A 12007-nucleotide genomic window follows, 5' to 3' on the forward strand; every position below is an offset into this window, starting at 1 on the left:
GAGGCTATTTTATGAATATTAACGAAGTGAAGGAACTTATTGAGCTTATAAATACTTCAGAGCTTGCATACTTTGAGTATAAAAGTGGAGATTCTCATATAAAAATGGATAAATCTTTAACTAGAGGAGTAAATGTATCACCAAGCAAAGAAGTTAAGAGTGAAGCTATAACAGAGAAGATTCATTCAGAAAAAATGATAAGTGAAGTAATAGATGAAGTTAAGGAAACCGATAAAGAAGAACCTCAAGACATCGAAGGAACAGTAGTTACGTCACCAATGGTTGGAACTTTTTATGGATCACCTTCACCAGATAGTGATAGTTTTGTAAAAGTTGGAGATAATGTTAAAAAAGGATCAGTACTTTGTATAATTGAAGCTATGAAACTTATGAACGAAATAGAAAGTGAAGTTTCAGGAAGTATAGTTCAAGTTTTAGTTAAAGATGGAGATATGGTAGAGTATGGTACTCCATTATTTAAGATAAGGGAGGATATCTAATTATGATGGGAATAAAAGAAATAAAAGAAATATTACCTCATAGATATCCATTTTTACTTGTTGATAGAATTGTAGAAATGGAAGAAGGGAAAAGTGTTACTGGATATAAGAATGTAACTGCAAATGAGCAGTTTTTCCAAGGTCATTTTCCAGAAGAACCTGTTATGCCAGGAGTTTTAATACTTGAAGCTATAGCACAAGTTGGAGCAGTAGCTCTTCTTACAAAAGAAGAGTTTAAAGGTAAAATTCCACTTTTTGCTGGAGCTGATAAGGTGAGATTTAGACAAAAGGTAGTACCAGGAGATAAATTAGAATTAACTTGCGAAATTATAAAGCTTAGAGGTCCTGTAGGAATTGGAAAAGGTGTAGCTAAAGTAGATGGAAAGAAAGTATGTGAAGCAGAAATAATGTTTGCTATAGGATAGGTGAAGTATATGTTTAAGAAAGTATTAATTGCAAATAGAGGAGAGATAGCTGTAAGAATAATTAGAGCATGCAGAGAACTTGGAGTTGCAACTGTTGCTGTTTATTCTGAAGTAGATAAAGAAGCTCTTCACACACAACTTGCTGATGAAGCAATTTGTATTGGGGCATATCCTGCAAAAGATAGTTATCTAAACATAAAAAACATATTAAGTGCATGTGTTTTAACTGGTGCTGATGCTATTCATCCAGGGTTTGGATTCCTTTCAGAAAATGCTAAGTTTTCAAAGATGTGTAGTGAGTGTAATATTAAATTTATAGGACCAGATTACACATCTATAGAGCTTATGGGAAATAAAGCAAGAGCTAGAGAATTAATGAAAAGTGCAGATGTTCCTGTTGTTCCAGGTTTTGAAGGAACTATAGAAAATGAAGATCATGCATTAGATATTGCAAAAAATATAGGATATCCTATTATGATAAAAGCTGCTGCAGGTGGTGGCGGAAAAGGTATCAGAATAGCAAGAAATGATGAAGAATTTAGAAAGGGATATAATACTGCTAAATCAGAATCATTAGCTTGTTTTGGTGATGATACTTTATATATTGAAAAGTTTATTGAAAGACCAAGACATATAGAATTTCAAATACTTGCAGATGAGCATGGAAATGTAGTGCATTTAGGTGAACGTGAATGTTCATTACAAAGAAAAAATCAAAAAGTATTAGAAGAAGCTCCATCTACAATTTTAAGTGAAGAACTTAGAGCTGAAATGGGAGAAGTTGCAAAGAGAGCTGCTAAGGCTTGTAATTATAAAAATGCAGGAACAATAGAATTTTTAGTAGATAAAGACTTCAATTATTATTTCATGGAAATGAATACAAGAATACAGGTTGAACATCCTATAACTGAAATGGTAACAGGAGTAGACCTTTTAAAAGAGCAACTTAAAATAGCAAGTGGAGAACCTTTAAGCTTTACTCAAGAGGATATAAAGATAAAAGGTCATGCAATAGAATGTAGAATTAACGCTGAAGATCCTGAAAATGATTTTAGACCTTGTCCAGGACTTATCAATGAATTATATATACCAGGTGGGCTTGGAATAAGACTTGATTCTGCAATTTATTGTGGATATAAGATACCTCATTGCTATGATTCAATGCTTGCAAAGCTTATAGCTTATGGAGAAAATAGAGACGAAGCTATAATAAGAATGAAAAGAGCATTAAGTGAGTTTGGGATTGGTGGAGTTAAGACAAATATAGAATTCCAATATTCACTTTTAGAGATGGAAGAATTTTTAAATGGAGATTATGATACTGCATTTTTAGGAAATAAGATGGTGAATAAGTATGCTTAAGGATTTATTTAATAAAAAGAAGAATTATGGAACAGTTAAAAAAATAAATATAGAGTCAGATATAAAGCCAAATATCCCATCTGGCATGTGGACTAAATGTGACGGATGTCACTCGATAATATATCATGAAGATTTAGTTAAAAACAAATATGTTTGTACTAATTGTAATCATCATTTTAGACTTAAGGCTCATGATAGAGTAAAATTATTTTTTGATGATAATTCTTTTGAAGAATTTGATAAAGATTTAAGTACAAGAAACCCTCTAGACTTTGAAGGATATGAAAAGAAGTTAGAGGATGCTAAGAAAAGAACTAAAAGCAGAGAAGCTGTTGTAACAGGAACTGGTTTAGTTAATGGAATAAGAATTTGTGCTGGAATAATGGATAGTTTCTTTATGATGGGAAGTATGGGAACTGTTGTTGGTGAAAAGCTAACTAGAATGATTGAATTTGCTATAAAGCATAAGCTTCCTGTTATTATATTTACAACTTCAGGAGGGGCTAGAATGCAAGAGGGAATATTTTCTCTTATGCAGATGGCAAAAGTTAGTGCAGCTCTTGCAAAACATAGTGAAGAAGGACTTCTATATATTACTGTACTTACAGACCCAACAACAGGTGGAGTTACTGCAAGTTTTGCAATGGAAGGTGACGTAATATTAAGTGAACCTAATGCATTAATCGGATTTGCAGGAAGAAGAGTAATTGAAAACACTATTAAAGAAACATTACCAGATGATTTTCAAAAAGCAGAATTTCTCTTAGAGAAAGGCTTTGTTGATAAGATAGTAAACAGAGAAGAATTAAGAACTTGTGTATATAAGATACTAAGATTACATGAGGTGAATAGATATGAATAGAAGAATGGCAAGAAAGATGAAAGCATGGGATAAAGTATCTATCGCAAGACACAAAGATAGACCAACAGGTAAATTTTATATAGAAAATATCTTTGATGAATTTATAGAATTCCACGGAGATAGAAATTTTGGAGATGATAGTGCTATAATAGGTGGCATTGCTGAAATATCAGGCAGACCAGTAACTGTAATAGCTATAACTAAAGGTGAAAATACTAAAGAAAATATAGAAAGAAACTTTGGTATGCCAAGGCCAGAAGGTTATAGAAAAGCATTGAGACTTATGAAGCAAGCTGAAAAATTTAAAAGACCTGTTATATGCATTATAGATACTCCAGGAGCTTTCTGTGGAGTAGATGCTGAAGAAAGAGGTCAAGGTGAAGCTATCGCTATGAATCTTTTTGAAATGAGTAAGCTTAAAACTCCCATAGTATCAATAATTACAGGCGAAGGTGGAAGTGGTGGAGCACTAGCTCTTGCAGTTGGAGATTCTGTAGGTATGCTTGAACATTCAATATATTCAATACTATCTCCTGAAGGATTCGCATCTATCTTATGGAAAGACGGTGAAAGAGCTTCAGAAGCTGCTGAGATTATGAAAATTACAGCAGAAGATTTAAGAGAGTTTAACATTATAGACTTTATAGTTAGAGAGCCTCATGGAGGAGCTCATAAAAATCCACAGCGTATGGCAAATGGTTTTAAAAGAGCAATATTATTAGAGCTTGATAAATTAAAAGGAATTAATGAAGATGAGCTTTTAGAAAAAAGATACAATAAATTTAGAAACTTTGGGAAAAATTTATAAAAATTTAAATAAAAAGAATTAGAATAGTTAATTATTCTAATTCTTTTTTTGAAATTTATTGACAGTTGTATCGTATTAGAAATAATATATAATTATATATTATTTAATATTTAATGCAAAAATTTTATGAGGATGATGAAATGGATATTGAGCTGAAAGAGAAAGTAAGAATTTTTATTGAACTAAACAATGAATTTAAAAAGAATTTAAGATGGGATGGAAAAGATTTAAATTGTCTAGCATCTTTAATAGCAAATGGTTGTGATGAAGAAATTAATGAAACTAGAATAAAGGATATAAGAAAGTATATTAGAAAGAACACTAAATTTAATTCTAAATTCAGAGGAGAGTTTAAAAAGGTTTTCTCTATTCTTATGAATGGTAGAAAAGACTATAAGGAGGTCTTTTTAAATACCAAATATATAAATTCTTCATTAGTAGATAGAGGTTTTAAAGATAATAAAGAAACTCTTTATACAGCGTTTTTACTATCTAAAAGATTTAACGGTGAGGAATTAGAAAAAAAATTAAATAGATTATTTGAAATAAAAGAAGTTATTAATGAAGAGAAGTATGATTTCTTCATGAAAGAGGATTACATAGTATATGTGTATCTGACGGCAATAGATAAAGAAATTAATGAGATAGTTCAAGATATAAAAAATATTGACTCAAAAATAGGAAAGATAAATTTAAAGGAAGTTAAGAGTCTTGATTCTTTTTACTTGTCTTTACTTATTACAAATTCAGATATAGAGAAAAAAATTGAGAAGGTACTTAATATTAGGTGCAATCTTATAGATAGCTATAATTTTATAGAAGAAGATGTATATCCTCTTCTGGGATTAGCTTCAAGCTTTGTAAGGGAAGATGAAGTTTTTGCTAAAGGAGTATGTGGTATATACGACATGCTAAAAGAAAAAAAAGATTTTAATAGCAAGGGAATATCTGAAAAAAATATTTTTAAAATATCGTTGTGTATTGTATTGATGAGATATCTAGAATACATTAAAGGTGATATAATAGATGTAGATACTGAGGAAGAAGATGATCTTATATATATTATAGAGGAGTATATAGCCTTTTCAATTATCTTATAAATCATAATCTTCCCTTAGGGAATGGAGAACGTAAGGATGAGAAATACTAGTACAGAAGTAGCAAAGATTGCTACAAGAATGGCAATTTCAACTAGAGATGAAGAGGAAGTTTTAAAATTAAAATATAAGAAAAGTGATTATCTAGTAACTGCAGTTAATATTGGTGGGAATATCAATGATTCTATTCATACTATCTTAGAAAGAGCACTTGTTGCTTCTAAAAGAAATAATTTAATAAGAGAAGAACATATTCATGAAGGAGCTATAATAGGTGCAACTAGAGATGCTTTAATGCAAGTTCAAACTAGAGCAAGTGGTCAAAATGTTGGTGGGAAGATTGGTATAGCTAGAAGAGGAGAGCATATATCAGTTTGTATTTTTCTAAGTATAGGTCTTCTTCATTTAGATGAAGTAGTTATTGGAATTGGACATAGAGCAATTCCAATGTAGCATATGAACTCAAGGGTATCCTTGAGTTTGTTTATTTATATAAATAAAATTTCTTGATTACATAAAGATTATTTGATAAAGTTTACTTATCTTAAATTAAAATAGAAAGAAGGAAACATAGTGTATATTGTTTTTGGAAATAAAATATTAGATACAAAAGAAATTGGAGAAAACATAGAAGAAAATACAGAATTTAAGGTTCTTAAAGATATGAGCAAAGGAACTAAGAGAGAGGATGTTTGTGCTTATAATTTAAGTATTCCAGTAGAACTATTAAATGAAGAGATAGATTCATCATATAACATAGAAGAACTTGATGAAGATACGTTATTTGAAGAGTATATGGCCAGTGCAGAAGAAATTGCTATGGAAATAGAAGAATTCCTACCAGAAGAAAGTAAAATTAGATTTGTAACATATAAGTGGGACCTTTCAGATAATGATGTTAGAGGAATTCTTGTTGTAGGTAATGATGAAATAACTGAAAATAAAATGATGGATGTTTTAAAAAGACTTTTAACTCAAGTAGAATAAGAAAAAATACCCTATGGTAATTTTACCATAGGGTATTTAATTTTTTTTTATTATATAAATATATCATAGCTTTACTATTCTTCATTACATAATTCATAATATCTATTTATATCTTTGATTAAATTTTCTACACTAAAGTATCTTGCCTCTCTTATATATTCTTTTCCATCTATATATAATAGTATCGCAGGAAAAGTAAATATACTAAAGCTTGCTAAAATTTCATCTGTATTAAAAGGTGGTATTTCATAAGCAGATATTTTAGGAAAATTCTTTAATGCCACTTCAAGTTTTTCTTTTATTGCACCACAAGCGCTGCATGTTGGTGAAGAAAAATAAAGTAAAGTTATTCCCTTCTTTTTTAATAAATCTTCAATAGTTTTTTCATCATTTACTATAACCATATAAACATCTCCTTTACTTAATATTATCATAGGTGTCAATGAAGAATTAATTTATATAAGTTTATAATAAATCTTCACATATACAAATATAAATAGAGTTAAGAATAATAAATATAGGTGGATTATGATTATAAAAGCAATAACTGTACCAACGCCAAGAAGAATAAAGAAAAAGGTTAAAAATTTTTGTGCAAAAGAAAGGATTGCAATGTATTCTCTCATAGGAGGTGGTATTTTAACTATATCTCTTACAGATACAGAACTTAAATCTTTATCTATAGGAGGACTTTTATATTGTGGTTTTACTTATGAAGTAATAGAAAGAACAGATCCAGAGATATTAAATATGATTTATAAAAATTATATTAGTCCATATCCTAGGTTATATTAATATATAACTATTACAGCAATTAACAGTATAATTAATATAAAGATATAGTTAATATAAGAAATGGATTTGCAATATAAGCTAGATATAATATTAAATAATTATGATATAATTATTTAATATTAAGTTTAGAAAAGAGTGGAAAGAATGCGTAAACCATTAGCTGAAAAAATAAGACCTAATGAATTAAGTGAAGTATTTGGTCAAAAGCATATACTAGGAGAAAATAAAATTTTAAATAGAATAATTAAGAGTGGAACTATAAATAATATGATTTTTTATGGACCACCTGGAGTTGGAAAGACTACAGTTGCAAATATTATTTCTAATAAAATAAATAAAAGGTTTTATAAGTTAAATGCAACTACTGCTTCGTTAAAGGATATACAAGAAATAGGAAAAGAATTAGATACCTTCATGGGTAGAGATGGAGTAGTTCTTTATCTAGATGAGATTCAAAATTTTAATAAAAAACAACAACAGTCTCTTCTTGAATACATAGAGGATGGGAGAATAACTTTAATAGCATCTACTACAGAAAATCCTTATCATTATATTTTTAAGGCCCTTTTAAGTAGATCTACTATATTTGAATTTAAATCATTAGATGAGGAAGATGTAATTGATGCATTAAAGAGAGCTGTATTAATTGAAGAAGAAGATTATGAAAATTTAAAAATAATAGTTAGTGATGATGGATATAGATATTTTGCAGCAGCTTCTAATGGTGATGTTAGAAAAGCATTAAATGGACTTGAAGTTGCAATAAATTCAACTAATCCTAATGAAAATGGAGAAATAATAATAGATTTAGATGTGGCTATAGAAAGTACTCAGACAAAGGTTGTAGCTTATGATATGAAAGGTGATAGTCACTATGATATATTAAGTGCATTCCAAAAGTCTATAAGAGGAAGTGATCCTAACGCTTCAATTCATTATTTAGCAAGACTTATTAAGGCTGGAGATCTAATATCTATATGTAGAAGGCTTCAAGTTATTGCAAGTGAGGATATAGGCCTTGCATATCCACAAGCTGCTATGATAGTAAAATCTTTAGTTGATTCTGCAAGGGAGCTTGGATTTCCTGAAGCTAGAATACCCCTTGCTGAAGCAACGATACTCTTAGCTACTAGTCCTAAATCAAATAAAGCTTATGTAGCTATAGATTCAGCTTTAAAAGATTTAGAAACTATGAAAATAGATGATATACCAAACACATTAAAGGATGCTCATTATGGTGGGGCAAAGAGTCTTGGAAGAGGGATAGAATATAAATATCCTCATAATTATGAAAGCTCCTATATAGAACAGCAATACTTACCTAATAATATAAAAAATAAAAAATATTATACTCCGGGAGATAATAAATTTGAAAAGGGTATTGATAACTATTGGAAGGGTATAAAGGAAAAGAAATAATATTAAATATGATAAAAATGAATTTAATGTGTATTTATAATAGTATTAAATAATTAAGATAGTACAAATTAAAAATAAAGTGAGTATTAACAAATTAAATAGTGTTAGTACTCACTTTTATTTATGTCGTATATAGTAACTTTAATTACTAAACACTATTAATTTAATGAGTGTAGAAAACTATTGAAGTTTATTTTCTAATAGAATTATTACATAAATCTATTAGATTATTTGTATTATGATATTAATTAAATTTATCATTTGTATAAGTTGTATTCATAGTAATTTCTTATTTATAAAGATACTTTAAAATATGCAGTATAGCAATTTATACTATTATGAAATATATATAATAACTTTTCATAAATTATTTACATAACTTTATTGACAATAACCGAGTGCTTTGGTAAGATATAATCATAAATCGTAGTAAGTTACTCTACTTTAAGGGGTGAATCAATGAAACTTTCAACAAAAGGAAGATATGGTGTAAAGGCTATGGTTGATCTTGCAATTAACTATGGAGAAGCGCCAGTATCAATAAAAACAATATCAAAGAGACAAAATATATCTGAATATTATTTAGAACAACTTTTTAGTCCCCTTAGAAAAGCAAAGCTTATAAAAAGTATAAGAGGTGCTCAAGGAGGGTATGTGCTTAATAAAGAACCTAAATATATAAAGGTATCAGATATTATGTATGTTTTAGAAGGTCCTATTGAAGTGGCAGATTGTATAGATGGTTCAGAATGTAACAATATAGATTGCTGTGCAACTAGGATTCTTTGGAAAAAAATAAAAGATAGCATTGATAGTGTTATGGAATCAATAACACTTGAAGATATAGTTAATGATTATGAAATTATAAAGAAAAAGAATCAAGAGTTAAATCTTGTAGATAGAGGTGAATAGAAATGAGATCAGTATATATGGATTATGCTGCAACAACATACGTTAAACCAGAAGTTTTAGAAGAAATGCTTCCATACTTCACTAATAAATTCGGGAACCCATCTTCATTCTATGGAATATCAAGAGAAACAAAGATGGCAGTAGATAAAGCTAGAGGTCAAGTTGCTAAAGCTTTAAATGCTGATATGAGTGAAATATACTTCACAGGTGGTGGATCAGAAGCAGATAACTGGGCAATAAAAGGTGTCTGTGCTGCTTATAAAAACAAAGGAAATCATATCATAACAACTAAAGTAGAACACCATGCTGTATTACATACTTGCCAATACTTAGAAAAGCAAGGTTTTGAAGTTACTTACTTAGATGTTGATGAAGAAGGCTTTATAAGAATAGAAGATCTTAAAAATGCAATTACAGATAAAACAATATTAGTATCTATAATGTTTGCTAACAATGAAATTGGTACAATAGAGCCGGTAAAAGAAATTGGTAAGATCTGTAGAGATAAAAAGATTCTATTCCATACAGATGCAGTTCAAGCAATTGGAAATGTTGAAATAGACGTTAAAGATATGAATATTGACTTATTATCACTTGCAGGTCATAAGATTTATGGACCAAAGGGAATAGGCGCACTTTATGTAAGAAAAGGTGTTAGAATACACAACCTAATCCACGGTGGTGGTCAAGAAAGAAATAGAAGAGCTGGAACAGAAAATATAGCTGGAATAGTTGGACTTGGAAGAGCGATTGAACTTGCAACAAACAACTTAGAAGAACATGCTAAGAACATGACTGCTCTAAGAGATAGATTAATAGAAGGCTTATTAAGAGTTCCTTATACAAGATTAAATGGACCAAGAGGAGATAAGAGACTTCCAGGTAACGTAAATGTTTCATTTGAATTCATAGAAGGAGAATCAATACTACTTTCATTAGACTTTGAAGGAGTATGTGCATCAAGTGGTAGTGCTTGTACATCTGGATCATTAGATCCTTCACATGTATTACTTGCTATAGGATTACCTCATGAAAAAGCTCATGGATCATTAAGATTAACATTAGGTGATGGATCAACTGAAGAAGACGTAGATTATGTTTTAGAAGTTGTACCACCAATTATAGAAAGACTTAGAAAGATGTCACCATTATGGACTGACTTTATTAAGAAGGGAGAAAATTAATTATGATATATAGTGAAAAGGTAATGGATCACTTTAGAAATCCAAGAAATGTAGGAATTATAGAAGATGCAAATGGTATAGGAGAAGTTGGAAACGCTAAATGCGGAGATATCATGAGAGTATATCTTAAGATAGAAGATAATAAGATTTTAGATGCTAAGTTTGAAACATTTGGTTGTGGATCAGCAATAGCTTCATCATCAATGGCTACAGATTTAATTAAAGGAAAGACAATTGAAGAAGCTTGGGAACTTACAAACAAAGCAGTTGCAGAAGCTTTAGATGGACTTCCACCAGTAAAAATGCACTGTTCAGTTTTAGCTGAAGAAGCAATCCACAAAGCTATAAACGACTATAGAAAAAAAGAAGGTTTAGAAGCTTGGGATTTTGAAGAGCACGGAGACGATTTACACGACCACATTCACGGAGAAGAATAGGTGATATAATGGAAAAGAAAAAGGTTGTTGTAGGTATGAGCGGCGGAGTTGATAGCTCCGTCGCTGCTTACCTTTTAAAGAAACAAGGATATGATGTAATAGGCATTACTATGAAACTTTGGCAAGGAGATAAAGAATACGAAGAAAAAGAAGGTGGATGCTGTTCTCTATCATCTGTAGAGGATGCTAGAAGAGTTTGTGAAAAATTAGATATACCTTTCTACGTATTAAACTTCAAAGATTCATTTAAAGAGAATGTAATTAAATATTTTGTCCAAGAATACATAGATGGAAAGACACCAAATCCATGTATTGCTTGTAATAAACACTTAAAGTTTGATGAACTTCTAAGAAAAGCAAGAGGAATAGGTGCAGAGTATGTTGCGACAGGTCATTATGCGAAGATTGAAGAAAGAGATGGAAGACATCTTTTAATAAGATCTGATGATGATAGAAAAGATCAGACATATGCTTTATATAATTTTACGCAAGATCAATTAGCACATACATTAATGCCATGTGGTGAATTCACTAAAGATAAAATAAGAGAAATTGCAAAAGAGATAGGGCTAGCTGTTCATAATAAGAAAGACAGTGAAGAAATATGTTTTATTCCTGATAATAATCATGGAAGATTTATAAAAGAAGAGCGTCCAAAGGCAGTTAAACCAGGTAATTTTGTAGATAGTAAAGGTAATATACTAGGACAACATAAAGGAATAGTATACTATACTATAGGTCAAAGAAAAGGTCTTGGAATAGCACTTGGAAAGCCTGTATTTGTAACAGATATAAGACCTAAGACTAATGAAGTTGTTTTAGGATCTGAAGAATCTATCTTTAAAACAGATTTAGTTGCAAAGGATGTAAACTTTATTCCCTTTGATGAATTAAAGGGTGATATGAATGTTCAAGCAAAGGTTAGATATGCAGCAAAACCTGCAGATGCAGTAATTTCACCTCTTCCAAATGGAAAGATTAAGGTGTCATTTAAAGATAAGCAAAGAGCAATAACAAAAGGTCAATCAGTAGTGTTTTATGATGGCCAAATTGTTGTTGGCGGTGGAATAATCGAAGGATTAGCATAAATTTTAAGACTAGAGAATTTTCTCTAGTCTTTTTTGTTTATATACAATTAATGTATCAATATATTTTATCTTTAAGTTTAAAAATGGAAATAATGGGTAAGCTAAGTATATTAAGGTTAGGAGGGTTAATT

General features: G+C 29.9%; 15 protein-coding genes. 14 read left to right on the forward strand and 1 reads right to left on the reverse strand.

Annotation, left to right across the window (positions count from 1 at the left end; all coding sequences use genetic code 11):
* Positions 1 to 11 precede the first annotated feature (11 nt).
* The 8 genes from accB (at position 12) to JOC62_RS12675 (ending at position 6041) form a co-directional block, all read left to right on the forward strand.
* Positions 12 to 500, forward strand: coding sequence for an acetyl-CoA carboxylase biotin carboxyl carrier protein (gene accB, locus JOC62_RS12640; protein WP_204595642.1), 489 nt, complete (start codon positions 12 to 14; stop codon positions 498 to 500).
* Positions 501 to 502: 2 nt separating this feature from the next.
* A complete protein-coding gene (gene fabZ / locus JOC62_RS12645) occupies positions 503 to 925 on the forward strand; it encodes a 3-hydroxyacyl-ACP dehydratase FabZ (protein ID WP_204595643.1) in 423 nt (140 codons plus the stop codon).
* Between the two features lie 9 nt (positions 926 to 934).
* Positions 935 to 2287, forward strand: a complete 1353-nt coding sequence (locus JOC62_RS12650; RefSeq protein WP_204595644.1) for an acetyl-CoA carboxylase biotin carboxylase subunit — start codon at positions 935 to 937, stop codon at positions 2285 to 2287.
* Positions 2280 to 3149 carry an acetyl-CoA carboxylase, carboxyltransferase subunit beta gene (gene accD / locus JOC62_RS12655; protein ID WP_204595645.1) on the forward strand — a complete coding sequence of 290 codons (870 nt, stop codon included), beginning with the start codon at positions 2280 to 2282 and terminating at the stop codon, positions 3147 to 3149. Before JOC62_RS12650 ends, accD begins: the two co-directional genes overlap by 8 nt.
* Positions 3142 to 3957: an acetyl-CoA carboxylase carboxyltransferase subunit alpha gene (locus JOC62_RS12660; RefSeq protein ID WP_204595646.1), complete on the forward strand. Its 816-nt coding sequence runs from the start codon at positions 3142 to 3144 to the stop codon at positions 3955 to 3957. The genes accD and JOC62_RS12660 overlap by 8 nt, the downstream gene beginning before the upstream one ends.
* 140 nt (positions 3958 to 4097) lie before the next feature.
* Complete coding sequence (locus JOC62_RS12665) at positions 4098 to 5057, forward strand: DUF4003 family protein (RefSeq protein ID WP_204595647.1); 960 nt, start codon at positions 4098 to 4100, stop codon at positions 5055 to 5057.
* A 36-nt stretch (positions 5058 to 5093) separates the two neighbouring features.
* Positions 5094 to 5507, forward strand: coding sequence for a HutP family protein (locus tag JOC62_RS12670; protein WP_204595648.1), 414 nt, complete (start codon positions 5094 to 5096; stop codon positions 5505 to 5507).
* Positions 5508 to 5627: 120 nt separating this feature from the next.
* Positions 5628 to 6041 carry a hypothetical protein gene (locus JOC62_RS12675; RefSeq protein ID WP_204595649.1) on the forward strand — a complete coding sequence of 138 codons (414 nt, stop codon included), beginning with the start codon at positions 5628 to 5630 and terminating at the stop codon, positions 6039 to 6041.
* 74 nt (positions 6042 to 6115) lie between these two features.
* Here JOC62_RS12675 and JOC62_RS12680 read toward each other — a convergent pair whose 3' ends face one another.
* The gene (locus JOC62_RS12680) at positions 6116 to 6445 is read right to left on the reverse strand and encodes a thioredoxin family protein (RefSeq protein WP_204595650.1); all 330 of its coding nucleotides are present in this window, start codon (positions 6443 to 6445) and stop codon (positions 6116 to 6118) included.
* A 124-nt stretch (positions 6446 to 6569) separates the two neighbouring features.
* Between JOC62_RS12680 and JOC62_RS12685 the strand changes: the two genes are divergently transcribed.
* The 6 genes from JOC62_RS12685 (at position 6570) to mnmA (ending at position 11876) form a co-directional block, all read left to right on the forward strand.
* Positions 6570 to 6836, forward strand: coding sequence for a hypothetical protein (locus tag JOC62_RS12685; protein ID WP_204595651.1), 267 nt, complete (start codon positions 6570 to 6572; stop codon positions 6834 to 6836).
* 144 nt (positions 6837 to 6980) lie between these two features.
* On the forward strand, positions 6981 to 8255 hold the full coding sequence (locus JOC62_RS12690; RefSeq protein ID WP_204595652.1) for a replication-associated recombination protein A: 1275 nt from the start codon (positions 6981 to 6983) through the stop codon (positions 8253 to 8255).
* 459 nt (positions 8256 to 8714) lie between these two features.
* The gene (locus tag JOC62_RS12695; RefSeq protein ID WP_204595653.1) at positions 8715 to 9167 is read left to right on the forward strand and encodes an RrF2 family transcriptional regulator; all 453 of its coding nucleotides are present in this window, start codon (positions 8715 to 8717) and stop codon (positions 9165 to 9167) included.
* Positions 9168 to 9169: 2 nt separating this feature from the next.
* Positions 9170 to 10351 carry a cysteine desulfurase NifS gene (gene nifS, locus JOC62_RS12700; protein ID WP_204595654.1) on the forward strand — a complete coding sequence of 394 codons (1182 nt, stop codon included), beginning with the start codon at positions 9170 to 9172 and terminating at the stop codon, positions 10349 to 10351.
* Positions 10352 to 10353: 2 nt separating this feature from the next.
* Entirely contained in the window at positions 10354 to 10788 is a 435-nt protein-coding gene (nifU, locus tag JOC62_RS12705; protein WP_204595655.1) for a Fe-S cluster assembly scaffold protein NifU, read from the forward strand.
* An 8-nt stretch (positions 10789 to 10796) separates the two neighbouring features.
* Positions 10797 to 11876 carry a tRNA 2-thiouridine(34) synthase MnmA gene (gene mnmA / locus JOC62_RS12710; protein WP_204595656.1) on the forward strand — a complete coding sequence of 360 codons (1080 nt, stop codon included), beginning with the start codon at positions 10797 to 10799 and terminating at the stop codon, positions 11874 to 11876.
* Positions 11877 to 12007: the final 131 nt, after the last annotated feature.

It is taken from the genome of Clostridium sardiniense (assembly GCF_016907995.1).
GTDB classification, from domain to species: domain Bacteria; phylum Bacillota; class Clostridia; order Clostridiales; family Clostridiaceae; genus Clostridium; species Clostridium sardiniense.